The 25354-nt window shown below is 39.4% G+C and carries 24 protein-coding genes; 9 read left to right on the top strand and 15 right to left on the bottom strand.

Annotated elements, in window-relative coordinates:
* Positions 1 to 43: 43 nt before the first annotated feature.
* Positions 44 to 2137 (bottom strand): TonB-dependent siderophore receptor, encoded by a 2094-nt coding sequence (locus H4J75_RS03540; RefSeq protein WP_182221353.1) that lies wholly within the window; start codon positions 2135 to 2137, stop codon positions 44 to 46.
* A 232-nt stretch (positions 2138 to 2369) separates the two neighbouring features.
* A complete protein-coding gene (locus H4J75_RS03535) occupies positions 2370 to 3443 on the bottom strand; it encodes a glycosyltransferase family 9 protein (protein WP_182221352.1) in 1074 nt (357 codons plus the stop codon).
* A gap of 52 nt (positions 3444 to 3495) precedes the next feature.
* On the opposite strand from H4J75_RS03535, the gene H4J75_RS03530 reads away from it, so the two are divergent.
* Complete coding sequence (locus H4J75_RS03530; RefSeq protein WP_220465224.1) at positions 3496 to 4269, top strand: 3-deoxy-D-manno-octulosonic acid kinase; 774 nt, start codon at positions 3496 to 3498, stop codon at positions 4267 to 4269.
* Positions 4270 to 4339: 70 nt separating this feature from the next.
* Here H4J75_RS03530 and H4J75_RS03525 read toward each other — a convergent pair whose 3' ends face one another.
* Entirely contained in the window at positions 4340 to 5020 is a 681-nt protein-coding gene (locus H4J75_RS03525) for a TetR/AcrR family transcriptional regulator (protein WP_231907340.1), read from the bottom strand.
* Between the two features lie 144 nt (positions 5021 to 5164).
* On the opposite strand from H4J75_RS03525, the gene coaD reads away from it, so the two are divergent.
* Entirely contained in the window at positions 5165 to 5638 is a 474-nt protein-coding gene (gene coaD, locus H4J75_RS03520; RefSeq protein WP_070375412.1) for a pantetheine-phosphate adenylyltransferase, read from the top strand.
* Here the strand turns inward: coaD and mutM are convergent.
* From mutM to radC, 9 genes are all read right to left on the bottom strand, one after another.
* The gene (gene mutM / locus H4J75_RS03515) at positions 5635 to 6450 is read right to left on the bottom strand and encodes a bifunctional DNA-formamidopyrimidine glycosylase/DNA-(apurinic or apyrimidinic site) lyase (protein WP_070375413.1); all 816 of its coding nucleotides are present in this window, start codon (positions 6448 to 6450) and stop codon (positions 5635 to 5637) included. The two genes, coaD and mutM, sit on opposite strands and share 4 nt — an antisense overlap.
* Before the next feature lie 28 nt (positions 6451 to 6478).
* Positions 6479 to 7384, bottom strand: a complete 906-nt coding sequence (locus H4J75_RS03510; RefSeq protein ID WP_259366366.1) for a RimK family alpha-L-glutamate ligase — start codon at positions 7382 to 7384, stop codon at positions 6479 to 6481.
* 33 nt (positions 7385 to 7417) lie between these two features.
* Complete coding sequence (locus tag H4J75_RS03505) at positions 7418 to 7903, bottom strand: hypothetical protein (RefSeq protein ID WP_070375414.1); 486 nt, start codon at positions 7901 to 7903, stop codon at positions 7418 to 7420.
* Between the two features lie 96 nt (positions 7904 to 7999).
* On the bottom strand, positions 8000 to 8155 hold the full coding sequence (gene rpmG, locus H4J75_RS03500; protein ID WP_070375415.1) for a 50S ribosomal protein L33: 156 nt from the start codon (positions 8153 to 8155) through the stop codon (positions 8000 to 8002).
* A 24-nt stretch (positions 8156 to 8179) separates the two neighbouring features.
* A complete protein-coding gene (gene rpmB, locus H4J75_RS03495; protein ID WP_070375416.1) occupies positions 8180 to 8416 on the bottom strand; it encodes a 50S ribosomal protein L28 in 237 nt (78 codons plus the stop codon).
* 233 nt (positions 8417 to 8649) lie between these two features.
* Positions 8650 to 9030, bottom strand: coding sequence for a hypothetical protein (locus tag H4J75_RS03490; protein WP_070375417.1), 381 nt, complete (start codon positions 9028 to 9030; stop codon positions 8650 to 8652).
* Positions 9017 to 9685 carry an AAA family ATPase gene (locus tag H4J75_RS03485; protein WP_070375418.1) on the bottom strand — a complete coding sequence of 223 codons (669 nt, stop codon included), beginning with the start codon at positions 9683 to 9685 and terminating at the stop codon, positions 9017 to 9019. The genes H4J75_RS03490 and H4J75_RS03485 overlap by 14 nt, the downstream gene beginning before the upstream one ends.
* 80 nt (positions 9686 to 9765) lie before the next feature.
* Positions 9766 to 10092 carry a PilZ domain-containing protein gene (locus tag H4J75_RS03480; protein WP_182214547.1) on the bottom strand — a complete coding sequence of 109 codons (327 nt, stop codon included), beginning with the start codon at positions 10090 to 10092 and terminating at the stop codon, positions 9766 to 9768.
* A 26-nt stretch (positions 10093 to 10118) separates the two neighbouring features.
* Positions 10119 to 10793: a RadC family protein gene (gene radC, locus H4J75_RS03475; protein ID WP_182221351.1), complete on the bottom strand. Its 675-nt coding sequence runs from the start codon at positions 10791 to 10793 to the stop codon at positions 10119 to 10121.
* An 81-nt stretch (positions 10794 to 10874) separates the two neighbouring features.
* Between radC and coaBC the strand changes: the two genes are divergently transcribed.
* From coaBC to H4J75_RS03455, 4 genes are all read left to right on the top strand, one after another.
* Positions 10875 to 12095: a bifunctional phosphopantothenoylcysteine decarboxylase/phosphopantothenate--cysteine ligase CoaBC gene (gene coaBC / locus H4J75_RS03470; protein WP_182221350.1), complete on the top strand. Its 1221-nt coding sequence runs from the start codon at positions 10875 to 10877 to the stop codon at positions 12093 to 12095.
* 11 nt (positions 12096 to 12106) lie between these two features.
* The gene (slmA, locus tag H4J75_RS03465; RefSeq protein WP_070375422.1) at positions 12107 to 12691 is read left to right on the top strand and encodes a nucleoid occlusion factor SlmA; all 585 of its coding nucleotides are present in this window, start codon (positions 12107 to 12109) and stop codon (positions 12689 to 12691) included.
* 95 nt (positions 12692 to 12786) lie between these two features.
* Complete coding sequence (locus H4J75_RS03460) at positions 12787 to 14259, top strand: aminoacyl-histidine dipeptidase (RefSeq protein WP_182221349.1); 1473 nt, start codon at positions 12787 to 12789, stop codon at positions 14257 to 14259.
* A 163-nt stretch (positions 14260 to 14422) separates the two neighbouring features.
* Entirely contained in the window at positions 14423 to 15082 is a 660-nt protein-coding gene (locus tag H4J75_RS03455) for a response regulator (protein ID WP_404842394.1), read from the top strand.
* Positions 15083 to 15221: 139 nt separating this feature from the next.
* Here the strand turns inward: H4J75_RS03455 and H4J75_RS03450 are convergent, their stop codons facing one another.
* A complete protein-coding gene (locus tag H4J75_RS03450) occupies positions 15222 to 18659 on the bottom strand; it encodes a PAS-domain containing protein (protein ID WP_182214542.1) in 3438 nt (1145 codons plus the stop codon).
* Between the two features lie 184 nt (positions 18660 to 18843).
* On the opposite strand from H4J75_RS03450, the gene H4J75_RS03445 reads away from it, so the two are divergent.
* The 3 genes from H4J75_RS03445 to H4J75_RS03435 are packed head-to-tail and all read left to right on the top strand — an operon-like array spanning position 18844 to position 23806.
* Positions 18844 to 19566, top strand: coding sequence for a TetR/AcrR family transcriptional regulator (locus tag H4J75_RS03445; RefSeq protein ID WP_182221348.1), 723 nt, complete (start codon positions 18844 to 18846; stop codon positions 19564 to 19566).
* 28 nt (positions 19567 to 19594) lie between these two features.
* Positions 19595 to 20692, top strand: coding sequence for an efflux RND transporter periplasmic adaptor subunit (locus H4J75_RS03440; RefSeq protein ID WP_182214539.1), 1098 nt, complete (start codon positions 19595 to 19597; stop codon positions 20690 to 20692).
* 6 nt (positions 20693 to 20698) lie between these two features.
* Complete coding sequence (locus tag H4J75_RS03435; protein WP_259369262.1) at positions 20699 to 23806, top strand: efflux RND transporter permease subunit; 3108 nt, start codon at positions 20699 to 20701, stop codon at positions 23804 to 23806.
* A 92-nt stretch (positions 23807 to 23898) separates the two neighbouring features.
* Here the strand turns inward: H4J75_RS03435 and H4J75_RS03430 are convergent, their stop codons facing one another.
* Both H4J75_RS03430 and H4J75_RS03425 read right to left on the bottom strand, forming a co-directional pair.
* Positions 23899 to 24321, bottom strand: coding sequence for a VOC family protein (locus tag H4J75_RS03430; RefSeq protein ID WP_182221347.1), 423 nt, complete (start codon positions 24319 to 24321; stop codon positions 23899 to 23901).
* A 399-nt stretch (positions 24322 to 24720) separates the two neighbouring features.
* Entirely contained in the window at positions 24721 to 25161 is a 441-nt protein-coding gene (locus tag H4J75_RS03425) for a hypothetical protein (RefSeq protein WP_182221346.1), read from the bottom strand.
* Positions 25162 to 25354 lie beyond the last annotated feature (193 nt).

Here is a 25354-nt window from a genome sequence, read left to right as displayed (position 1 = left end):
TGAGCAACAAATAACTATTTGTTACCCATTATTTTTAGTCAATTTAGAATGATATCTGTGCGGCTAATCGGTAGCTAATTCCGTCGCCTGCGGTAACGCTAGATATACCACCACCAGCAAGGTAATCAGTATCGAGCAAGTTTTGTATGTTGAAGCGGAAATCAACACCTTGGCCATTTATTGTGGTCTTATAGGTTGCTCCAACATCGATACGGGTATAAGCATCTTTGGATATAGTGTTATCGCTATCGGCAAAACGTTCACCTTGATAAAATGCACCCGCATTAAGCGCAAGTTGGTCCGTTAATTCATAACGAGACCAAATTGATGCTGACCACTCTGGAGCATCAACAGGGGTTTTTCCTTGATAATTTTCATCTTTGTCGTATTTTGCGGCTAAGTTCATTAACGATGCCATAACAAAGAGCTTATCGTTTATTGCGCCTTGTGCAGCAACTTCGAAACCTTTGTGACGCTGCTCACCTGCCTGTTCAGTTTGCGTATCAAAATTAGGATCGCCGTTGATTGTTTCAGTGATTAACTTGCCTGTTTTGGTAATATCAAAAATAGCGGTCGTTACTAATAAACGTTCATCAAATAATTGCCACTTAGATCCGATTTCAAGTTGTTTAGATGTCATGGCCTCGAGCTTCATGCCGTGATTAATATCTCGATCGTTTTCGAGTGTTTCGCTGCTCTGGGGTTCAAACCCTTCTGAATAACTCGCGTAGAAAGTGGTTTGGGCATCAGGATGAAATAAAAGCCCAGCTTTAGGCAAGAACGACTCATTGTTCGCGCCTTCTTTACTTTGCTTGTCGTAACGTCCTCCGACCGATATTTGCCATTGATCATTTAAGGTGATTAAGTCTTGTAAATAAATGCCATAGTAATCATAGGCACTGGTGTAAAGTGAATCGTCAGTTGTGTAGCTGATATCAGGTCGTGCTGGCTCTTCTTGGTCGCTAGAGTAGTTAATTGACTCGCCATTTACTTTACGTTGTCCGTAGTAATAGTCTAAAGAATTAGCGCCAATTAATAATTGATGATCGAGACCGGCGAGGGTAAATTCTCCAGTAAAATCGATAAAAGCAGTTTTAAACTGCCAGTCATCAAAACGGTCGTAGGGATTAGAGGTATAGCTATCACCCTCTAAAAAAGTTGTGGGTTTTTTAGGAGACGATTCAAATCGTTGGCGTTTAAAGCTTTGTTCATTGTAGCCGAGTGCAACTTGCCACTGATTATTTAATGCATAGTTGATATCAACACCGATGTTTTCAACGGTAATGTCAGTAAATGCCCAAGACATATCACGAATGGTTTTATCATGACCAATAACATCGCCTTTTTCATCTAACCAAGAACCTGTATCTAACCCTGCTTCATCGTCCGTTCGGTCATAATGAAGGCGTACCATGGCATCGTCTGAAATATCATAGTCAATGACTAACGCACCTAGAAAACGATCGCGCTGACGTTGTTCATTGTTTTGGTACTCATGCTGATATTTAGCATCTTGTTTAACCAGTACACCTCTGTAACGTAATGACTCATCATCAGTTAACGAGCCACCAGCATCTAACGATAATCGGCTTGAACCTTCTTGGTCAACATCAACACCTAGCGTAAATAATGTTTTAGCTGTTGGCTTTTTTGTCACCATATTCACTAATCCACCAGGCCCTGATTGACCATATAAAATACTTGAAGGACCTTTAATCACTTCGATATTTTCTAAGATTTCGATAGGTTGTTGGTAGTGTGACCAATGCTGGTGGCCATCTCTAAGGTAGCCATTGGAAGAACTTAGTTCAAAGCCGCGTAGATTGAATACTTCACGATTACGTTGTTTAGAGCCGGCAGTTAAACTTGCGTCATTGGTTAATACTTCGCCTAATGTTGTCGCTAGTTGTTCTGCTATTACCGAGTTGGGAATAACGGTGACCGACTGAGAAGTTTCTAATAAAGAAACATTGGTCCGCATTGCGCCATGTGCTTGGTCAACTTTATAGTTATTAAAATAACTACCTTTAACTTCAATAACTTCAACAGAGCTATTATTGGTAGCGCTTTCATTGGCACTTGATGAAAAAGGCGTTAAGCCAACGAAAATTGCTAAGCAGACAGGTGAATACTTCATTGTTATTCCTAAGAGAAAAATTGAGAGATAAACTTACTTGGTGCGAATACTAATGATAGTGATTATCATTTGCAACAAATAAATTTACTTTATTGTCTTTTTCCCGATAACTGTTATTCGGTTGTTGTTGCTTGTTAAGTTAAATGTGGCGCAAGGATCCCTGGTCTCGCTAAAATAATGCAAGACCTTGTTTTGAATTTATAGCTGATGTGAGGCAGTTTAACCGTCACTATTATTTAAGGAGAAACTCAGGGTAGTGTTCATCAAGAAGTAGGTGCAGTTTTTCTTTAACTTGGCTGAAAGTAATACCATTCATTAAATCACTACCTTTGGCGCGAATCCCCCAAGGTAGCTGTTCAAGAGGTTGTCTATATTGTTCTTGGGCAGTATGTTGGTAGCAACTTACTACATAGTTTTGATATAAATATGGCCCGGTACGGCAAGGATTACTGTGCGCGTACAAGCCAATAACGGGTGTGCTAACAGTGACTGCCATGTGCGCTGGCCCAGTGTCAGGAGCTATCACCAAATGAGCTATTTTAAGCACACCAAGTAACTGTTTCAAATTGGTTTGGCCAACAAGGTTAACAAGGTTGCATTGGCTTAAACTGATAATCTCAGTGGCTAGTAATGTTTCTAATGTGGTCGGTCCGCCACAAATAACCACTTGAAAACCTAACCCTGTTAAATAATCGGCTATTTTTGCATAACCTTCGGCATGCCAATTTCTCTCAGCTTTACTTGCCGCGGGCGAAATAACCGCAATAGGTTTATCAGATGCTAACGATAGCCGCTCACTTGCCCAAAGTTCGTTTTCGTCACCAATGGGCATTTGCCAGCTAGGACTTTCGCTGGGAACACCGATAGCTTCTGCAAAACCAATAAAACCATCAAGTACATGTGGTTGATGTTGTGGCGCTATCTGATGATTAGTGAAAAGCCACTGGCCTTCTTTAGCTCGTTTTCGGTCGAAACCTATTTTTATTTTTGCTTTAATACAGCAACTCGCTAAACTGGCACGCAAGGCTACTTGCATATGTAATAGCACATCAAATTTTTGATCGGCTAACTCAGCACGTAAATCTCGATAGCCTTTTAAGCCTGCTTTCTTATCAAATATGACAAATTTTACCTGTGGCAATCCTTGTAATAAGTTCGCCTCTACTTTGCCTATCACCCAAGTAATTTTTGTTTGAGGATAAAAACGTTGAATTTGTTGCACCATAGCTACGGCGTGACAAACGTCTCCGATAGCAGATAAGCGTAATAAACATAAATTTTTTGGCGCTGTTAATTGACCCAGCATAAAGGAATCACCACAATAGAGCATATAAAGTATTTGAATTGAGTCTATTATCTTGAAACAGTCAGCAATTGTAAAACCTTACCAAGAAAAAATTTACCAACAAGCTAATATTTATTGTTGCTATAACGCCAATGCAATCGATGACTTTTCTCCTGAAATGCTTAATAGTGATTTTTGGCATGAAAATAATGCCATTACCGGCAGTGCCCAAGGGCGTGGTACTACTTGGTTTGTTCAGTACGACTCTCCAGAAGTAAACACCATGGAAAAACAACAGTGGGTGTTACGTCATTATTTTCGTGGTGGTTTAATTGGCAAAATAATTAATGATAAATATTTTTTTACGGGACAAAATAGTACTCGAGCCGCCCAAGAATACCATTTATTGAATACGCTACAGGGGTTAGCACTGCCAGCGCCAAAGCCGGTTGCTTTTCGAGTGATTAAGCAGGGGCTTTTTTATCAAGCTGATTTGTTATCTTCTCGAATTGAACATGCTCAAGATTTAGTCGCGGTTTTATCAAAAGCACCATTAGTCGAGCACATTTGGCGAGAAGTGGGCAAGGTGATCCGTCGTTTTCATGATGCTGGCATTTATCATCATGATTTAAATAGTCACAATATTCTGCTCGATGAAGAGAACAATGTTTGGTTGATTGATTTTGATCGCGGCGAACAACGAGCGGTTGCTCAATCATGGCAGCAAGCTAATATGGCAAGATTATTACGTTCTTTTGAAAAAGAAAAAGCAAAATTGCCAAACTTTAATTGGCAAAAATCAGACTGGCAACTTCTATTAGCAGGATACCTGCAGTCAAATGAGTGATTAACGGCATTAAAAATGCAAAATTTAATTGAATAATATTTTGATTTTCAACTGATCAGGCGGTTGGTGATTAAGCGATTTCAGCGACTTCCATACAACGTTTACGGTACATGGTACGCGCTTCTAAAAACTCAGGCATTGCAGATTCAGTGATATAAGGTTGAATAATCACTAATATTTTTAAGACGCCTTCATAAAAAACAGCATCAGTAATTTCAATGTTTTTATTTTGGGTTTGATAAAAGCTTAACCAGAAGGTGTTCACTAAACGCAAGATACTGACAATATCAGGTAAGTCTTCATCAGCAAACTTCATCATATGAGTACTACGTAATGACAACAGCATCTCACTGACACGGGTAGCTATTGATGATTGTACATCAACATATTTTTCATGTAATAAAGGGTTTTTTGCTAACAATACCGGCAGGTTACTGTAGAAAAATCTAAACTTCATCAGTGCTTGAAAAACAGCATCCATATATAAAATGATGGTATCGAGGGGCTTTACTTCGGGCGTTACAAAAGGGACTGTATCTAGTAATAGGTTACGTGCATATTCTTCGTAGATGGAAAGAATAATGTCTTCTTTATTGCGAAAATGATAATAGAGGTTACCCGGACTAATGCTTAAATGCGCTGCAATATGATTGGTTGTTACGTTGCGCTCGCCTTGTTCATTGAAAAGCTCAATGCTGGCTTGAATAATTTTATCACGGGTTTTCATGTCAGTTACTTCTGTTTTTATCATTGTATTATTTTCCATCATACTATCAAAATTGAACTGACGGAAAGGCTTTTCGAGTAAATACTTTAACAAATTCGTCTTTGTAAGTTTCCATTCACTAAAAATAGCCTTTACAATGTTTTTAAGTTTATAAAGAAGATACAACTAATGACGATAAAAGCGATTTACCCAGGAACCTTTGATCCGGTCACTAACGGCCACACAGATTTAATTGAACGTGCGAGTGCTTTGTTTTCTGAAGTTATTGTTGGTGTTGCTGCCAGCCCAAGTAAAAAGCCTCGTTTTGATTTAGCGCAGCGTGTTGCTATGATTGAAGAAGTGAGTCGACATCTGCCCAATATCACCGTGGTTGGTTTTAGTGGCTTGCTAGTCGATTTTGCTAAAAAAAATCAAGCCAAAGTACTGATCCGCGGCTTGCGCGCTGTGTCTGATTTTGATTATGAATTTCAATTAGCCAATATGAATAGACGTTTAGCCCCTGAACTCGAAAGTGTATTTTTGACACCATCAGAAGGAAATTCTTTTATCTCGTCAACCTTAGTAAAAGAAGTATCCTTGCATAATGGTGATGTGAGTCAATTTGTTCATCCTATTGTAAAAGCCGCACTCGACGATACTTAATCAGTTTGGCAGTTCGGACAGAACACCGAGCTGCGATTCGATTGTCTAACTTCTTCAAGAATCGTTTGGCAGCTATTACATTGCTTGCCTGCTCGACCGTAAACTAATAATTCTTGTGCAAAATATCCTGGGCGACCATCTGCTTGAGTAAAATCTTTTAAGGTTGTGCCGCCTTGGGCAATGGCTGCAGTTAATACTTGTTTGATGATATCGGTAAGCTGATCAAAACGTGCTGCAGAAATCGTTCCGGCTAAGGCCGTTGGTAGAATACCGGCTTTAAACAATGCTTCATTTGCGTAAATATTACCGACACCGACCACAACAGGGTTTGACATTAAAAAGGTTTTTATTGGTACTTTGCGATTCTGTGCCTTAGTAAATAAATAACCGTAAGTGAAGTCATCACTCAATGGCTCGGGTCCTAATTTACTTAATAAACCTCGCTCGTCAATATTGTCTTTAAACCATAATACCGCGCCAAAACGTCGAGGGTCATTCAAACGTAACGCTTTGCCGTGTGCGAAGACTAAATCAAAATGGTCATGCTTTGCGATAGGTGTATCGGCTTCAATAACTCTAATGGTTCCTGACATGCCTAAATGCAAAACTAAGGTGCCATGTGAAAACTTAATTAATAAATATTTTGAGCGGCGTTCAACAGCATGAACACTATGACCAATCATACTTTGTACTGTTTCAGGAATAGGCCAACGTAATTTTGCATTACGTACAACGACTTGCGAAACGGTTTGCTTTAAAATATGGGGACTAATGCCTTGTCGGCAAACTTCTACTTCAGGTAATTCGGGCATAGTAGCTCTATATCGGGTTTATGGTAAATTACAGTGTTAATGCTTGCATGCGATGAACAAAAGCATCGGCAAAGCGTGTTGCTGATTGTTCATCCATATTAAAATATAATGAAGGCTCAATTAGCTCAGCTTCCATAAGGGCAAAACCCTGCTCACAGCGTACAAAATCAATGCGAGCATACAGTGGCATGCCTATTTGCGTTTTTATCGCTTTAAGGGCTTGCTCTGCATGCTTTGTTAAGCTTGCTTCGGGTGTTATTGACCTTAAACGACCGCCATGTTCTTCCTGAACGCGAAAGTCATCGTCTTTTGGTGTTTTTAAAATGGCGTGACTGTAGTGGCCATTAAAATAAAACAGTGAAAACTCACCTTCATCAATAACATTTTTCATAAAGGGCTGAACTAAAAACTCACTGGCTGAAAACGCTTGGGCAAGTTGCGGATAAAATGTTTGATGATTTTCTTTTGTTAGCCAAAAGGTATTATCAGCATTTGCACTTATACGAGGCTTAATGACTAATTGATCAACATTTAATTCAGTAAAATATTGATCTAGCTGTTGCGGCGTTAAATTTTTCCGCCACAATGTTTTAACAATATTTACATCAAGGCTAACTAATTCACGTAAATATTTTTTATCAATATTCCACTCAACCGTTAGTAAACTATTTTCAAGGTGAGCACTAGATTGCTCAATATCAGTTAACACCTTTAAAAATTCAGCCGCATCGTCTTGATAATCCCATGGCGAACGAATAATAACGGCGGCATAGTCGTTCCAATTAACACTTTTATCATGCCATGACACCATGTGCATTTGCCAACCTAACGCGAGTAATGGTTGTGCAAGTAAATGGTCGTAAGCCTCAAAATTTTCAAGGTTGTCCATGGTCAGTATCGCGCAGTCTTGTATTTTATGATGAGTCATCGACATGATCTTCTTTATAGTTTTAGTGAAAGGGGGAAGTTAACTGGCTAATATTTCATTGGGAATGAGCTGTGAAAATATTGCCAACGGAAAAGCTAACCATCTTTTTTGCTGAGGATTAAAGACCAGCAATTCATTATCAGTAATAAACAAATTAAGTAATTGAGCTTGCGCTTCACCGGCTAATTCAACCGTAACAACTAACGCCATTTGGTGGTCAAGCTCGGGTGGAACAGTAACTATGTCACCTGTTATCTCATGCCATGTGAGCATCATTTGCTCTAATGCTTGTCCTGATATTTTTGCTGGTGTTGCTCGCCAAGTGCGTCCGATGCGTTCTATCGCCACTTGCTGGTTAACCGCTAGCGATAGAATAACAGCATGTTTGGCAAATAAGGTCTGCTGTTTATTATCTTGTTGCTCAGTTGATGAATATAATTTTTTATTGGTCACGTTAATCACCAGAATAAAAATCATCACTGAAAAAATGATAACGTTGTTCCAACCAGTACGAGAGAGCTTCATAAAAGACTCATTATTAAATACGATAATAGTGATGATACTAAATTTTAGGCAATAAAAAACCCAGCAATTGCTGGGTTTTTAAAAACTTGAATTAAATTACTTAATTTTAGCTTCTTTGTACATTACGTGCTGACGGATGCGTGGATCAAATTTCTTGATCTCCATCTTTTCAGGCATAGTCTTTTTATTCTTATCAGTAGTATAAAAATGACCAGTACCGGCACTAGAAACTAAACGAATTTTATCGCGCATAATAATTTCCTCTAAAAGTAGTTGTTAAACTTTTCCGCCACGGGCACGGATGTCAGTTAATACTACATCAATACCTTTCTTATCGATAATACGCATTCCTTTCGGAGTTAAACGTAATTTAACGAAACGATTTTCACTCTCCACCCAAAAACGGTGAGATTGAAGGTTTGGTAAAAAACGACGACGAGTCGCGTTTCTTGCATGTGAACGGTTGTTTCCAACCATTGGCACTTTGCCTGTTACTTGGCAAACTTTAGACATTCTGAGTACTCCAAAAATTAATTCCAGGTCGAACTATTATTCCCCAAGACCGTCGCCTCGGGATCCTGAAAAAGGTGGCATATTATAGTGAAACTGAAAAATGAAAGCCACCTTTAATAAGAAAAAACTATATTAACTTAATATTGTATTACTTTACAATGGTTTATCTGTTTTTTGTGGCAGTATAATGCAAGGTTTGAGTGATAATTGCACAGATAAATATCAAATTGTTGTTAATTTATGCCTGAGTCGAGCAATTTTTTCAGTTTATTATGCTGTTCTTCGTCACAAAGTTCGTTAATTAAAATACGAATAATATGTGATTTGGCTAATTTAGTTTCTTTGGCGAGATCTTGTAATTGGATAATCGCTTGTTCACTGAGAGTGAAAGTGGCATGACGAAAGGGCTTATTTCCTTTCATATTCTTACTCGCCAATTGCTGTTTTGCAGCAAGAATGGCTTGTTCAATAGAGACATTTTTGGTGTTGTCGCTATTAACAATTTCAGGGTGCCCTAACGCGTAATTTTCTGCGTCAGCAATAAATTCGTCAACAGTGAATTCCCTTTTCTTTTTATTTCCTTGTGTGGTTTTCTTTAGGTCAGTTAAACTCATGTGAGTTGTCCGGTTTCATTGCTAATAATTCTTCAGCTATAGCAGTCATTTCTATTGCTGCTTTACCCTGAGGTTCTATTTCGAGTACTGAAGAGCCTTGTTCTTCGCTGTCATCATAAACATTACGACTAAAGGTTACCGCGTTTAATACGTTAATACCATATGAGCGGCAAACATCTTTTGCTTCTAATATTCGTTTACCTTGGTTGGGCAACGATGGGCATTGGGTGATAACAAAAGAGGCGAGCATTTTTGGGTTAACCATTTTACAGGTACTGAGCATATCTTCCATGTGCGGCACGGTTTTTAGATCTCGACGTTTAGGGCGCAGCGGAATAATAACATGGTCAGCAACCGACATTGCAGCACGAAGCGCTAAGTTATCTTGGCCACCACAGTCAACAATTACATAATCATAATGCTGTACTAAACTGAGTAAATCGTTACGAATTTTACCGTATAATTGAATACAGTTTATCGCGGGTAACGACGGATCAGAATTTCTTGCTTGTATCCAGTCAGAGGTTGTTCTTTGTGGATCACAGTCAACCATCAACACGATAGCTTTTTTATCTCGGGCAAAATAAACGGCTAAATTCTGTGCTAAACAGCTTTTACCACTACCCCCTTTTTCGCCACCTACTAAAATCATCATAATATAAAATGTCCTTACCTCTTGTTGTAACATTTGCTGTTGTAACATTCGCGTCGAGAATTAATTATAGTGCAACTATTTTATTTTGCATTTTCATTTTCTAAGCGTAATGCCAATTCAAAATAACCGTTCGGTTGCTTAAGACAGCGGATCACTGTGCCATATAAATTTTGGCTGTTGGGGTTGGCTACCTTAAAAACGACGGTCACTTTAGTTTGTAGTGGAATGACATGGTCGCAATCGAGCTTTAAGCCGCCACGCGAAAAGTCCAAACAAGTAATTTTTCGTTGCACGGTTTGTTGCTGGTCATTTACCCAACGTATATCAACTAACTCTTTTTCCATATCTAAACGAAAAGATTGTCGTCGCTCGTCGTCGCTGCTCTGATTGGGTTTAGGTTCATTCATCTAAAGCTCCTTCTGTTATTTATTATTTATAATTCACCGTGTTCAGCAAACGAGTAACACTGATTACCGGCAACAATAATGTGATCGAGTACTTGTATATTAATTAAGCTTAGTGCCTGTTCTAGTCTTTTGGTAATTTGTTTATCCGCAATGCTCGCTTCGGCAATACCCGAAGGATGATTATGCGCTAAAATTACCGCGACGGCTTTTTGTTTTAGCGCCTGCTCAACCACTATTCTCGGGTAGACCGCTGCCGCGTTAATGGTGCCAAAAAATAATCGTTCAAAGGTTAACACTTGATGCTGGCTGTCGAGAAACATTACCGCAAAGACTTCTCTGCTTTCACCACGTAATTCACTGATCAAGTAATCTCGTGTCACCTGTGAAGAGGTTAACGCAGTACCTTTTTGCAATTGCTCGCTAAGATAGCGCTTTGACATCTCCAAACAAGCTTGTAACTGTACATATTTCGCCACGCCTAAGCCATGATGTTGACAAAACTCCTGCTCAGTTGCGCGATAGATGGCGGCAATGCTGCCAAAACTTTTTAAAAGCTGCTGAGCTAGCTCAACTACATGGCATCCCTTTACTCCCGTGCGTAAAAATATAGCCAATAATTCCGCATCACTCAAACTGCTAGGTCCTTTGTGTAGTAGCTTTTCCCTGGGTTTTTCATTTTCTAACCAATCTTTTAACATCACCGCATCCTTGCAAAGCAAATTTGTAAATGGGCAAATTAATGGTATCTTATCGCCACTTATCGTTATTAAGACTAGCAGTTTATGCAAATTTTACAGGGTAAAAAAATAGTTCTGGGTATTACTGGCGGTATCGCTGCCTATAAAACGCCAGAATTAGTGCGTCGTTTAAAAGATAATGGCGCAGATGTTCGTGTAGTGATGACAACAGCGGCAAAAGCTTTTATCACTCCACTAACATTACAGGCCGTTTCTGCCAATGGCGTTTCAGACAGTTTGCTTGATAGCCAAGCAGAATTAGCTATGGGGCATATAGAATTAGCAAAATGGGCAGACTTTATCCTAATTGCACCAGCGACTGCCGACGCAATTGCTCGTATTACCTGCGGTATGGCGAATGATTTATTAACTACATTATGTTTGGCAACAAGTGCGCCAATTGCTATCGCTCCAGCGATGAATCAACAAATGTGGCATGCGGCAATTACTCAAGAAAATATTGCTAAACTTATTTCACGAAAAGTTGCCGTATTTGGTCCTGGCTCAGGAGCACAAGCTTGTGGTGATGTTGGTTTAGGGCGAATGTTAGATGTTGACCCTTTAGTCAGCCATGTCTGTCAATTTTTTCAACCAGCGTCGAAGATTGCTCAGGTAGATTTATCGGGCCAACGTTGGGTGATCACAGCAGGGCCAACGCGTGAAGCTATAGACCCAGTGCGCTATATTTCAAATCATAGCTCAGGAAAAATGGGTTATGCCATAGCACAAGCAGCACAATTAGCGGGCGCAGAAGTCCAAATAATATCGGGTCCCGTGAGTATTGCTGTTCCCCATGGTTGTAAAAAAATAGCGGTGGAAAGTGCATTACAAATGCACCAGCAAGCGCTTGAACTTGCCAAAAAAGCCGATGTTTTTGTTGCCTGTGCCGCGGTTGCTGATTATCGAGTCAGTGATGTCGCAACGCAAAAAATTAAAAAATCAGCCAATGAAATGCAACTTATTTTAGTGAAAAATCCTGATATTGTTGCCGATGTTGCTGCTTTATCCGTAAAACCTTTTACCGTCGGTTTTGCGGCTGAAACACAAGATGTCGCACATTATGCGCTTGATAAATTAAAAAGAAAAAATCTTGATATGATTGCTGCCAACAATGTTGCGCTGTCAGGGCAAGGCTTTAATAGTGATGATAATGCCTTAACGGTTTTCTCCAATAAAAATAAAACGGAACTACCGTTAGCATCAAAAAAAATACTTGCCGAGCAATTAGTACAACTAATTTCGCAACATTATGTTGAAAAAAAATAAGAGAACGATTTATGACCGTAGCGCAAAAACCTAATCGCAAACAACAAATTTTAGAGTGTTTAGCAAAAATGCTAGAAACTTGTCCTGGCCAGAGAATAACGACCGCCAAACTTGCTGCTGAAGTGGGTGTATCAGAAGCTGCGCTTTATCGCCATTTTCCTTCTAAAGCGCGTATGTTCGAAGGTTTAATTGATTTTATTGAAGAATCAACGTTTTCACGGGTGAATTTAATCCTCAGTGATCACAAAGAAGCTTTGGTGCGTTGTCATCATATTTTGCATGTATTGTTGGTTTTTTCAGAGCGTAATCCTGGGATGTGTCGTATCTTGGCTGGTGATGCGTTAATGGGCGAAAATGAAAGATTACGAACACGTGTTAATCAGTATTTTGAAAAATTAGAAACGCAATTTAAACAAGTCTTACGTGAACGAAAATTGCGTGAAGGTAAGAGCTTTAGCATTTCAGAGCAAGCATTAGCAAATATCTTAGGCGCTTATGTTGAAGGAAAAATTAGCCAATATGTTCGTTCAGGTTTTACCAAGAAGCCTAGCGAAGATTTTAACGATCAATGGCAATTTTTAATGGCGGGTAAGTAAGTTTTGGGTAAAAATGCGACGACATAACCCTGAGCAATACAGATTTCAGTAAGTTGATAAACTAATAAGTATTAAAATAAAATTAAGGAAAAAATGTGAGTAATTTATCACAGCTTCATCCCATGCATTTATGGCAGTTATTTGAAAAAATATGCAGTATCCCACACCCTTCAAAGCATGAGCAAAAAATATCAGCTTGGATCCAAGCTTGGGCAAAAGAGCAAGGTTTATCGGTAAAAGAAGACGCCGTTGGTAATATCTTTATTAAGAAGCCAGCTACAGCGGGTATGGAAAACTGCCAAGGCGTCATTCTACAAGCGCATATGGACATGGTTCCACAAAAAAATGCTGATACCGTTCATGATTTTTTAACCGATGCTATCAAACCTTACACGGTTGAAGAAGCCGATGGACAATGGGTTACAGCAGAAGGTACCACCTTAGGCGCTGATAATGGTATTGGCTTATGCTCAGCTTTAGCCGTTTTGGCAAGCGATGATATCGCTCATGGTCCTTTAGAAGTTTTAGTAACCATAGATGAAGAAGCTGGCATGACCGGCGCTTTTGGCTTGGAGGCAGGCTGGTTAGAGGGTGATATTCTAATTAATACCGATTCTGAACAAGAAGGTGAAATCTATATGGGGTGCGCCGGTGGTATTGACGCCGAAGCTACCTTTAAATTGATTTTTGAAGATGTTACCCAAGATTTTACTTCATTTACCTTATCTCTTTCAGGTTTAAAAGGTGGACATTCTGGGGTAGACATTGATACGGGTCGTGCCAATGCAAATAAACTTTTAGTGCGATTTTTACTCGACGCAAGCCAAAATTTTGATTTGCGTTTAGTTGATTTAAATGGCGGGAGCTTGCGTAACGCTATTCCTCGTGAAGCTGATGCCAGTTTTGTTATTGCAGCAAAAGATGTGAGCGCTTTTAAACTTAGCCTAGACGATTATTTAGACAGGTTACGCGCAACATTAGGCAGTATTGAAACCGATATTGAGATGTTACTTATTTCACCAGAGGTTTTCGACCAGTGTTGGAGTCTTAAAACACAGTCGTTAATTTTAAACGCCCTTAACGCTTGCCCCAATGGTGTTATTCGCATGAGTGACGATATTGAAGGTATTGTAGAAACATCGCTTAACTTAGGGGTTGTTCGCTGTAAAGGGCGTAATTTTGTAGCTATGTCTCTTATTCGTAGTTTACATGACGATGGCCGATTACTGGCCGAGTCTATGGTGAAATCAGTCTTTACATTAGCAGGAGCAAAGGTTGAATTTTCTGGTGCTTATCCCGGCTGGAAGCCTAATACAGATTCAAAAATTATGAAAACTGTCCGTGATACTTACCAGTCACTTTTTAATAAAGTGCCTGAGATTATGGTTATCCATGCCGGTTTAGAATGTGGTTTATTTAAAAACGCTTATCCAAACTGGGATATGGTTTCGTTTGGCCCCACCATTAAATTTCCTCATTCACCTGATGAAAAAGTGAATGTCGAAGCCGTTGGGCTTTATTGGCAGTTACTGGTTGAAGTATTGAAGAATATTCCAGCAAAAGCTTAGTTTTTCTGTTGTTATGCTGAAGATGTTGCCTTACTTTTAATCAAGTAAGGTGCATAATTTCAACATAATGTGATTTAAATCAAAACAAGCGTTGTTAGGCTAAGGTCTAATAAACTTTTTCTGGTAAAACCGTATACTTGAAGAAGAAAGTTTTAAGGATTAAATTATGTTCCAGCCAGAAAAAATAATAGTTGCTGACGATCACCCTTTATTTAGACAAGCGTTATTAGCTGCGCTCGATGTTAAGTTTAATAAAACTCAGTGGTTAGAAGCACAGACAATCGAGCAACTTGAACAACAACTCGCTAATAATACCGACAGTGATTTAGTTTTGTTAGACTTAAATATTCCTGGCGCTCATGGTTTTAACACTTTAATTCATGTGCGTAATCATTTTCCGCAAATACCGGTAGTGATGATCTCGGCTCATGAAGATAACGATACTATTCGTAAAGCGATGGAATATGGCGCAGCGGGTTTTGTACCTAAATCGACGCCCGTTGAAACTATTATTTACGCCATTCAACAAATCTTAGCGGGAGAAGTATGGGTGCCAGAAAGCTTTGCTCAAGCGAGTAAAGGTGATGGAGAAAGTAATATTGCCGAACGTGTGGCGAGTTTAACTCAGCAGCAATACCGCATTTTAATGATGTTTGCCCAAGGCTTATTAAACAAACAAATTGCTTACGACCTTAATGTCTCAGAAGCGACTATTAAGGCGCATGCTACTGCTATCTTTCGTAAACTCAATGTTCGTAACAGAACGCAAGCCGTTATTGCTATTGCGCCACTGAATGTTGCTGAGCCAAATATTAATCACTAACCGCAACTATTAACTATTAACAATTACCAGTAATAGCAATGGGCTATTGCTTGCCAATTGCTTGTTAGCGCCCAACCCTCTAATTAATCACTCACAGCGGTTTGTAAAATCAATCATCAACAACCGTTGGTGATAACGATTACTCAGAATAATTATCTTGTAACTTCTTCGCTAGCAGTGCACTCATCATTGCGCGCAGCGCTGCTGGCTTAACCAGTTTTCTCATAAAGCCAACATCGGCTTTATGGGTTTTTTCTTCAATGTCACTATCGGTAGTCGCTGTAATTAATATTGCCGGAATATAATGATTACTGCTTGCACGTAGCGCTTTGATAAGGGTTAAGCCGTCTTGATTGTTATTAAGCTGGTAGTCGACTAATAAAATTTCAACTTCATTTTGATGCTGTGCAAATATTGCCATTGCCTGCTCAAAAGACTCAGCCGATAACACGTTACACTGCCAAGCACTGAGCAGTTCTGTCATGCCATTAAGTACATCAGGGTCGTTATCAATACACATTACCGTGACGTCTTTTAGACCTATTTTAGTGACTGGCTGCTCAATTTTAATATTAAATTGTCGATGTGCTTTGGTGATAGCGAGTGAGAACTTACACCCTTGCTGCTCTTTTGATGTTAACGACAGCGGGTGTCCTAATAATTGTGCAAAGCTTTGGGTAATATTCAGACCCAATCCTAAACCTCTGCTGGCATGACTTGGATTGTTTTCTAGTTGAGTAAATTGCTCGAAAACAATTTTTTGTTTTTCAAGCGGAATGCCTGGACCGTTGTCCAATACTTGCAGAATAACTTGCTGACCAACAGTTCGCGATCCTAATAAAATTTTCCCCGGACTGGCGTAGCGAAAGGCATTGCCAATTAAGTTCTGTAAAATACGGCGTAATAAATTACGGTCTGAAGTAATCCAAGCTTTACAAGAGACCACTTTAAATTCAACTTGATATTCAGCCGCCGTCGCTGAGAATTCTTGCGCCAAATCTTTAAATAAATCATTCACTGAAAATGTGGTGAGGTGGGTGGTGATATTACCGCTTTCAATACGTGCTATTTCAGCTAAGTCGGCCAGTAAGTCGTTAGCAACTTTTAAAGAATGATCGATGTTTTTGACTTGTCTTAATTGGCTTTCGCTTAAACTGCCTTGGCTACTCAAGGCTGAGGTAAATAATCTTGCAGCTTCCAATGGCTGCATTAAATCATGGCTGCAGGCTTTCAGATAGAGGCTTTTTTTAATATGTGCTTGTTCAGCCTTCTCACGAGCAGCATCTAAATCTTCATTGGTTTTTTCTAATTTTTTAGTACGTTCGGTAATAATGGCTTCTAAATCAACATTGGTATCTTTTAATACTCTTTCAGCATTTTTATAGGCGGTAACGTCAGAAAACAACATGACAAAGCCACCACCGGGTAAAGGGTTACCTTGAATTCTGATCACTTGGCCGTCAGGGTTTTCACGTTCAGAGCTGTGAGGGCTTCCGTTTCGTAAATACTCTAAACGTTTTTCAACTTGCCGACTAATTTCACCTTCGCCGCAAAGACCTCGCGTGGCGTTGTAACGAATAAGGTGCTTTATCGGGCAGCCTTTGTAAATTAACTCTTTAGGGTAAGAAAATAAATCAATATATTTATTGTTCCAAGCGACTAGTTTTAGCTCATTATCGACAATAGAAATACCATCACTGGCGTTTTCTATAGCGCTTTGTAATAAATTTTGACTGAATTTACGCTGCTGGCTCGAAGCATCTTCAACTAATACTGCAATTTCGTCTAGGGCAATATCGCGTCCATCTAAAGCCGAAGATAAGACTAAACGTGCTGAAGATGCCCCCATAACACTTGCCAGTGTGTTTTCAGTATGCAGTAATAACTGTTGATTATAATCTTGATGACTGACCTCTTTTTTCACGACACCTTGCTTAAAGTGTTTAAAACTAATTTTTGCTTTTCCCTCGCCAACAAAGCGCGAGACAAGCACTTCTAAATCACGTTCATCAATATGACGTTTTTTCTGTGAATTGAGTAGTTTAGGTGCTTGCCACTCTAAAAATAGCGATGCCTGTACCCGCTCTTGCACACTTTGGCGACTGACTTGTGATAATGCCCACATTACAAACATATTAACCGTTAAGCTAAGTAGGCTAACGGTGGTATTAGCCGATAATAAACCGCCGGTAAAAGGCTGCTCGTATAAGCCAAATTGTGGAATAAAATTAAGTAATAACCACATTGAAAAACCAATTAAAATACCCGCATATACTCCAGTTAAGCTTGCTCTTCGCCAGTAAAATGCCGCAACAAGTGCTGGGGTCAATTGCGCAAAAGCTCCAAAAGCAATTTCACCTAACGAGCTTAGCGTATCGGGTGAAGTCATCAAAAACACCCCGTAGCCCAGTAAAATAACTAAAAAAACGAGTGCTTTACGAATGTTAAGCAAGCGAATTCTAAATTCATCAAAATCGGTGTTTTTAGCTTTGCTAGCACGAAAAATATAAGGGAAAACTATTTCATTGCTCAACATCGTACTCAGTGCAATCGAAGAAATAATCACCATAGAGCTGGCAGCAGAAATAGCACCTAGAAAAGCAAACAGTGTTAACCAGGTTTGTTGTTGATGCCAAGGTAAAAATAAAACATAAGCATCTGAAGGGACACTATCACCCAAGAGCATTTGGCCCGCGATACCCAGTGGCGCAGCGAAAACCGCAAAAACTAATAAATAAAGCGGAAATATTTTTCGACTGAGTTTAGTATCTTTTGGGTCTTTAAGTTCAACGACCATGACTTGAAATTGTCGAGGTAAGGATAAAAATGCCGCCATAACAATAACTAACATCGCTAACATCGACATCATATTAGGAAAGTTAAGTTGCTGCTCTAACTGTAAACTTGCTCCTGACTTGTACCAAATGTCCATGGGCGAGTCGAAGACAAAAAAAGTCACAAAAATACCGACAGCAAGAAAGGCAAAAAGTTTGACTAACGATTCAAAAGCAATGGCAAGCATTACACCTGGGTGGCGCTCGGTAACATCGATGTGACGAATACCAAATATTACGGTGAAGCCAGCAAGTACTACGCTTGAAATAAGTCCAAAGCGCCAAGTCACTAACGTTTGTTCAGCTTGAAGTTGTTGAAAAGAATAGACAATAGCTTTTAATTGTAGAGCGATATAGGGCATGGTGCCGATTAAAGCGACGATGGTCACCATAATCGCTAGCTTGTGTGACTTGCCATAACGTGAGGCGAGTAAATCAGCGAGAGAAGTTAAGTTTAACTTTAAGCTAACACGCACAATACGTTGGATAAAAGGCCAAGCAAAAACAAATAATAAAATGGGTCCTAGATAGATAGGAATATGAGAAAGAAAGTTCGTTGAGGCCTGGCCCGTAGTGCCTAAAAAGCTCCACGACGTACAGTAAACGCCTAGTGTTAGCGCATAAATAATCCCCTGACTCTTACGAACAATTTTATGGCGGTATTTGTTTCCTAAATAGGCAATAAGAAAAAGCAGGCCAATATAACCAATACTCAATACCGACAATTGCCAATTAGGAAACATAATAAATCTCAATTTTTATTTTTATACTTCTACAATACCAAGCCTTTAAGCTAATTTATACAAAACTTGGTGGGTAATTAAGCGAAGTTTTTTAAGCCATTAACTTCAGGACATTGCATTTCAACAATATTGCGATATAATCGCGTTCGAATATCATTCGAACGAATAAGTTAAAGAGGTTGCTATGGCACCCGCACCAAAATTTAGCCTTGAAGAACAAGAGAAGTTAATTCTGTTTGCCGCGGTTACCGCAATAGAAAAAAGTAACTTATTAGATTTTTCAATGTCATCAATCGCCAAGTCTGCTGGCCTATCTATGGGGTCGGTCTATAAATTTGTGCAATGTAAAGAAGACTTGCTGATTGTCTTAGCAACAAAAATGTATCAAGAAAGGTATCGGGTTGTAAGTCAAGTGCTTGCACTGCCACTAACTACGCCAGAACGAATTATTGCTTTAAGCTTACTCGATTTCTCTAAAGTACAAATGTTTAGTTTTGATGATCAACTAGAAAGTATTGTTAATACACGCTCTATTATAAAGCGATGCTCACAACGCTGGCTTGATTATATGATTAATTGTAGTCGTGTCTGCGAGGATTCATTTAAAGTATTGTTGCAAACGGCAGTCGATACTAATGAACTACAGTCAGGCGTTAATGACATGGAGCAGATAAGTATTGGCGCATGGTCTTTAAATGTCGGTTATTTTCAAACGGTAAGATTACATCACAATAGAAACAGCAAACAAGATAGTGAAGCTCAAGAGGGTATCACTTCTTTATCAACAGACAATGTGCACATTCTTAATTTACAACGCTTTATCAATACCTTTGATTGGCGACAAAAAGTCAGTAAAGACGATATTGAAAAAGTAGCTCTACAGCTAACTACGTCAGAGCTTAGATAACAACATGAGAAATAATAAAGGAAATACTATGAAAATCCGTCAATGGATTCTGATTATTCTAATTTTAGTTGCAGTGGTCAGTAGCTTGTATTTTTATAAGTCATCATTACAAGCCCAAGCATCGCAGGGAGTCAATATGCCTGAGCCTTCAGCAACGGTTAATGCGACTGAAGCGGTTCGTGTCGATTATCAAGAAATGCTGAAAGTCAGTGGTGAAGTACAAGCCTTTAAATCATTATCATTAAATAATGAATTCGCTGGGCAAATTACCTTGTTAAATGCACAGTCAGGACGCCTGGTGAAAAAAGATCAGGTACTTATTGAAATTGACCATCGAGATGAAGACTCGAAGTTAATTGCCGCTCAAGCACAGCTTACCTTAGCGAAAAAGACCTACAGTCGCTATCTTGTCTTAAAGAAAAACAATGAAATTAGTGCAGAACTTGTTGATCAAGCTGAAGCTGAAGTTGCATTGGCTAAGTCTGATGTAGCCTTATTAGAAACGATGATCGCCAAGAAAAAACTGAGCGCACCTTTTGATGCAAAAGTGGCCATTCACAATCTTGAAATAGGACAATATTTAGATAAAAACAGTCAAGTATTGACCTTGATTGGTATTAACGAATTTACCTGGATTGATTTCTACTTACCACAAGTTTATCAAGAGCTCGGGGTGGGATCTGTTGTTAACGTTCAACCGATGAATCAGCTTAAGTCATATCAAGCGATGATTATTGCCATTGATCCACAATTAAAACGGACTTCACGTAGCTTGAAGTATCGCGCACAAATAAAGTCTTCATTATTAGCATTGAAGCCTAATACCTTAGTCAGTGTTTATTCACCCATTGCCGCCGAGGCTTCGCTAATATCAGTACCTGATATCGCCATAACACGAGATCCACTAGGAAGTTATGTTTTTATACTTGAAGCTGAGGGTGAAGGTGCTTATCGGGCTAAAAAAGTTAAAGTGACTTTGGGTGATCGCAATGATGACCGGGTAATGGTGTTGTCAGGCCTCAATGAAGGACAATTAATTGCTACAAAAGGTGCATTTAAATTGTTCCCACAAATGAAAGTTTACCTCGCTGAGTCTTTGTCAGCGAGCACTGCTGATAAGAAATAGCGAGTTATGATGAAAAAAACTTCAAATCCAATTTCACACAGTAAAGCATCGGTAATGGATATTTTTGTTCGCCGTCCTGTTGTCGCGTTAGTTTTGTCTATTATTATTTGTTTAGCGGGACTTTGGTCAATCAGTAAGATCCCCGTGTTGCAGTTTCCAAAGATAGAGAGTGCTTCGTTAGTTATTGATACCTATTACATTGGCGCTTCAGCTGAAGTGGTGCAAGGTTTTGTTACTGAACCGATAGAGCGAGCTGCCGCAACGGTGCCTGGTGTTGAGTATGTTGAGTCTAAAACGACTTCAGGCAGCAGTAAAGTTACCGCGTGGCTCAACTTAAATGAAAATAGTACCTTAGCATTAGCGGAGTTAACCGCACGTTTAAGCCAAATTCGCTATGAATTACCCACAGGTGCGCAAGACCCCATAGTCTCAGTGAGTCGTGCAGACCGTCCTTTTGCTGTCTTCTATCTGAATGTTAATGCTAATGGTAATGACTTATCAAAAGTCACTGATTACTTAACCCGACAAGTTAATCCGGTTTTAAACGCCATAGAAGGTGTGCAACGTGTTGGTATTGAAGGGGCAAGAACGCCAGCAATGCGCATCTGGTTGAATACCGAAGCGCTTGCAGTGTTTAACTTAAGTTCGACAGAGGTTTACCAAGCATTAGCAACCAATAACAGTATTGCAACTATGGGCTATGCTGAAAATAGCCGACAGCGCATTGATATTGTTGCTAACAGTCAATTAACGTCAGTGACTGAGTTTGAGCAATTAGTGGTGGCAAATATCGACGGTGCTACCATTCATTTAATTGATATTGCTCGTGTTGAAATAGCGGCAGAAGATTCCAGCGTTACGGCAAGGCTAAATGATAGTGACACGGTTTATATCTCAATTTGGCCCTTACCTGGCGCTAATGAAATTGATATTGGCGATAGTCTTTATAGTAAAATTGCCGAATTGAATAAAACATTACCTTTAGGTATGTCGATAGATTTTGCCTTCGACGGTACACTTTATATGCGTGATGCGTTAAGTGAAATTTTCATTACTTTAATGGAAACTGTTATTTTAGTCGGCTTGGTCGTTGTCTTATTAATGGGGTCATTTAGAAGTGCGATGGTACCACTTATTACTATACCTATATCTATACTTGGCGCGGTAGCAGCGATGTTATTTATGGGTTTCTCGCTTAACTTATTAACCGTGTTAGCGATTGTATTATCGGTAGGTTTGGTGGTTGATGATGCGATTGTGGTGGTGGAAAACGTTGCCCGTTTAATGCGTAAAGGTTATTCAAAATTTGACGCTGCTTTAGAAAGTTCACGTCAACTACTTGTTCCCATTATTTCGATGACCTTAACGTTAGCTGCGGTCTATGCTCCTATTGGATTTTTATCAGGGTTAACCGGGGTTTTATTTAAAGAATTTGCTTTTACCTTGGCTATTGCGGTCATTATTTCAGGGATTGTCGCGATTACTTTATCATCGGTGATGAGCGCACATATCTTGCCTAAAGGGGGTGAAGAGGGGTGGTTAACACGAAAAGTGAATAAACTCTTTGATAATATTCAACAGGCTTATGGCAAATTACTGCAACGTATTTTTAAGTGGCAAGGGCAGGTTTTTTTAATTGCGGCTGTGGTTTCTTTGCTTTCAGTGCCTTTTTATTTGCAATCAAAGAAAGAGCTAGCGCCTGTTGAAGATCAAGCGAGTGTTATGTTTGTCGTTATGTCACCACCTGACTCTTCATTAGCGTACAACGTTGCTCAAATGGGACCTGTGGTGGAGACCTTACAAGAGATTGAAGGTGGTTTAAAAGTTTGGCAATTACTCTTTACTTCTGGTGGATTTGGCGGCTTAGAGTTGGTCGGTGCTGACGATCGTAATTACTCTACACAAGAACTTATTCCAGAAATGTATGGCAAATTGGCGCAAATACCCGGTTTGAATATGTTACCTATATTACCCGGTTCATTGCCAACCGCGGGACAATTTGAAATTGAAATGGTAGTTAAATCTTCGGCATCCTACGCTGAAATGAAAAACTATGCTGATCAATTAGTGGGAGCAGCGTTTGCCAGCGGTGATTTTCTTTTTGCAGACAGTGATTTAAAAATAGATTTACCCCAAGTTGAGTTACAACTAGATCGCGAAAAAATTGCTGATATGGGGCTTAATGTTGCTGATATTAGTCAACAAATGGGCATTCTATTGTCGAGTAACTTCGTTAACCGTTTCGATGCTAACGGTAAGGCATATCGTGTTATTCCAATGGTTGATAATAATATTCGGGGTAAAACTGAAGAGATCTTAGCGTTAAATATTAAGATACCTTCGGGAGAATTAATCCCCGTTTCGGCTGTTGCTGATTTAACATGGAAAACCGTACCGCGTGAATTATCAACTTTTGCTCAGCAGGCTTCATTTAAAGTTTATGGTGGCGTTGCGCCAGGCGTTAATAAAGAACAAGCGCTGTCAACACTAGAAAATGCGGCGAGAAATATGCTACCTACAGGTTACAGTATTGACTATGCCGGAGAATCACGTCAGCTTCGCAAAGAAGGCAGTACCCTAGTGATGGTATTAGGTGTTTCATTATTGATTGTATTTTTAGTTTTAGCGGTACAATTTAATAGCTTTAGAGACCCGCTTGTGGTGCTTTTAGGTTGTGTACCCTTAGCGTTGTCGGGAGCATTACTTTTACCTTATATTGAGTTAACCACCATTAATATTTATTCACAAATTGGTTTGATCACCTTAATTGGTTTAATCGCTAAAAATGGTATTCTTATTGTCGAATTTGCGAATCATGCTCAAATAGCTGGCGCCGATAAATTAGCGGCGGTTACAGAGGCGGCAACGACACGTTTGCGACCGATATTAATGACGACCGCGGCAACTATTTTAGGACATTTTCCTTTAGTATTGGTGACGGGAGCTGGAGCAGAAGCGCGAAACAGTATCGGTATTATTTTAGTGGCGGGTATGTTTATTGGCACACTATTCACGCTGTTTGTTTTACCGAGTTTCTATTTGTTATTCGCCGAGCGTCGACAGGCTTCAGTCGAAAATAGACCCGAGATGGCTATCGCTAAAAGCGAAGCTTAGTCACGGCTGTTGTTGCTTAGTAAAAAAGGGCGTTACTTTATCAAGTAACGCCCTTTTTTTAGGCAACAAACGCAGTTAATACTTTAAGGGGATCACTCGTCGCCACTGTTTCGTTGTTGAGGAATATCACTAAAGTACTGGACAAACTCTACTTCAAAGCCATTGGGGTCAAGAAAATATAAATTAGCTCGGTGTGTATGCTCAACGCCTTCTTTATGCACATCAAAGCCCGCCTTTACTAGTCTATTTTTTATTGCTGTTAAATTATCAGTCACAAAAGCAAAATGGGCTAAACCTACTTGATGTCCCAATAAATCTCGATTTTCTCCAATACCGTTATCGTTGAAAGTAAGGTATTGATAGTCGTCACCAAAGTGTACCCAATTGCGATCTACGCCAGACCATTGTGAAATGCCCTCAGCTCTTATTTTCCAATGAGGAAAGGCTGCTTGGTAAAATGTCAATGTTTGTGGAATGTCGTTAACGACTAAATTTAAGTGTTCAATGTGCAGCATAAGTATCCTTGTTTACTAACAGTGAAGAAACGATGAAAACTCAGCTTAAGCTGAAGTAAAAGGTTATTTCTAATAAGCTTGAAATTATATTATGCCAATTAAGTCCTAATGGACAGGGTGAACACTGAAGAAGTGAATTTAATCATAGACAATCTTGCTAAGCGCTGGAGTGTAAAAGTATCGAGGTTACTTTTTTTATCAACAAATAATCTTCCTATAGTGGCTTAGCGTGATTAATTTGGGGGTGTAATAAGATGTCGTGGCGAATGATTGTTCAGATAATGAGTTGGCTTGGTGTTAGTCATGTTATCAGTGGTTGTTTTTATCAATGAATCGTTGTCATAAATACCATGACAACGATAAATTAACGACCTGCTACTTGTGGGGTTATCGGTGGTCTTAGTTAAGTGTTTGCGTATAAAACTCAGAAAAATATTTACCGCCCTTAATTTCAAGGATTAAACGTAATTTGTAGCTTTGGCCTTTATCTGCAACCAAACGACCAAGTGGTGTTTCGCGCTTCCAGTAATAAGGCGAGTCTTTCATGCCGAGTCGAAAGGACGTTGCTTGGTTTTCTTTATCGACGAGAAATAAAGTCGCGGTGTCGATAGGAAAAGTAGAATTAACGGTCGTTATACCCTTATCATCCATAACATTTACTTCAAATTCTCCTGATTTTAAAATACATTTTTGCTGACTAACGTCACAATGTCCAAAGGGAACTAATTCAAAAGCGCGCGCTTGACTAGCACTATTCTCTTCCCATAAATCAGCTAAGGCAAAGCCTAAAATGGTCAGGATAGGGGCAACGATAATAGCTGTTTTAGTGTGTTTGTTCATAAAGCTTCCTATGAGTATATGTTACTTCGTCATGCTGAATTTATTTCAGTTGTTTAACTTGAGATCTTGAAATGAATTTAGGATGACGCCGACTTAGCTAGTTAGGTTTTAGTTCTGCAGCCCACTGAGTCAGTTTAGTTTTAATCATAACGGCCATTTAGCCCGTTCGGTGTTAAGTATTATGTCTGCTTAA

The sequence above is a fragment of the Colwellia sp. BRX10-1 genome (assembly GCF_014077545.1).
GTDB lineage: Bacteria > Pseudomonadota > Gammaproteobacteria > Enterobacterales > Alteromonadaceae > Colwellia_A.
The sequence above is the reverse complement of the archived record's forward strand: the minus strand, read 5'-3'. Positions and strand labels throughout refer to the sequence as shown.

What these genes read in the sequence shown, in the direction of transcription:
- H4J75_RS03540 (WP_182221353.1), bottom strand. Translation starts at nt 2,137, where the DNA reads ATGAAGTATTCACCTGTCTGCTTAGCAATTTTCGTTGGCTTAACGCCT.
- H4J75_RS03535 (WP_182221352.1), bottom strand. Translation starts at nt 3,443, where the DNA reads ATGCTGGGTCAATTAACAGCGCCAAAAAATTTATGTTTATTACGCTTA.
- H4J75_RS03525 (WP_231907340.1), bottom strand. Translation starts at nt 5,020, where the DNA reads ATGATAAAAACAGAAGTAACTGACATGAAAACCCGTGATAAAATTATT.
- coaD (WP_070375412.1), top strand. Translation starts at nt 5,165, where the DNA reads ATGACGATAAAAGCGATTTACCCAGGAACCTTTGATCCGGTCACTAAC.
- mutM (WP_070375413.1), bottom strand. Translation starts at nt 6,450, where the DNA reads ATGCCCGAATTACCTGAAGTAGAAGTTTGCCGACAAGGCATTAGTCCC.
- H4J75_RS03510 (WP_259366366.1), bottom strand. Translation starts at nt 7,384, where the DNA reads ATGTCGATGACTCATCATAAAATACAAGACTGCGCGATACTGACCATG.
- H4J75_RS03505 (WP_070375414.1), bottom strand. Translation starts at nt 7,903, where the DNA reads ATGAAGCTCTCTCGTACTGGTTGGAACAACGTTATCATTTTTTCAGTG.
- rpmG (WP_070375415.1), bottom strand. Translation starts at nt 8,155, where the DNA reads ATGCGCGATAAAATTCGTTTAGTTTCTAGTGCCGGTACTGGTCATTTT.
- rpmB (WP_070375416.1), bottom strand. Translation starts at nt 8,416, where the DNA reads ATGTCTAAAGTTTGCCAAGTAACAGGCAAAGTGCCAATGGTTGGAAAC.
- H4J75_RS03490 (WP_070375417.1), bottom strand. Translation starts at nt 9,030, where the DNA reads ATGAGTTTAACTGACCTAAAGAAAACCACACAAGGAAATAAAAAGAAA.
- H4J75_RS03485 (WP_070375418.1), bottom strand. Translation starts at nt 9,685, where the DNA reads ATGATGATTTTAGTAGGTGGCGAAAAAGGGGGTAGTGGTAAAAGCTGT.
- H4J75_RS03480 (WP_182214547.1), bottom strand. Translation starts at nt 10,092, where the DNA reads ATGAATGAACCTAAACCCAATCAGAGCAGCGACGACGAGCGACGACAA.
- coaBC (WP_182221350.1), top strand. Translation starts at nt 10,875, where the DNA reads ATGCAAATTTTACAGGGTAAAAAAATAGTTCTGGGTATTACTGGCGGT.
- slmA (WP_070375422.1), top strand. Translation starts at nt 12,107, where the DNA reads ATGACCGTAGCGCAAAAACCTAATCGCAAACAACAAATTTTAGAGTGT.
- H4J75_RS03450 (WP_182214542.1), bottom strand. Translation starts at nt 18,659, where the DNA reads ATGTTTCCTAATTGGCAATTGTCGGTATTGAGTATTGGTTATATTGGC.
- H4J75_RS03445 (WP_182221348.1), top strand. Translation starts at nt 18,844, where the DNA reads ATGGCACCCGCACCAAAATTTAGCCTTGAAGAACAAGAGAAGTTAATT.
- H4J75_RS03440 (WP_182214539.1), top strand. Translation starts at nt 19,595, where the DNA reads ATGAAAATCCGTCAATGGATTCTGATTATTCTAATTTTAGTTGCAGTG.
- H4J75_RS03435 (WP_259369262.1), top strand. Translation starts at nt 20,699, where the DNA reads ATGATGAAAAAAACTTCAAATCCAATTTCACACAGTAAAGCATCGGTA.
- H4J75_RS03430 (WP_182221347.1), bottom strand. Translation starts at nt 24,321, where the DNA reads ATGCTGCACATTGAACACTTAAATTTAGTCGTTAACGACATTCCACAA.
- H4J75_RS03425 (WP_182221346.1), bottom strand. Translation starts at nt 25,161, where the DNA reads ATGAACAAACACACTAAAACAGCTATTATCGTTGCCCCTATCCTGACC.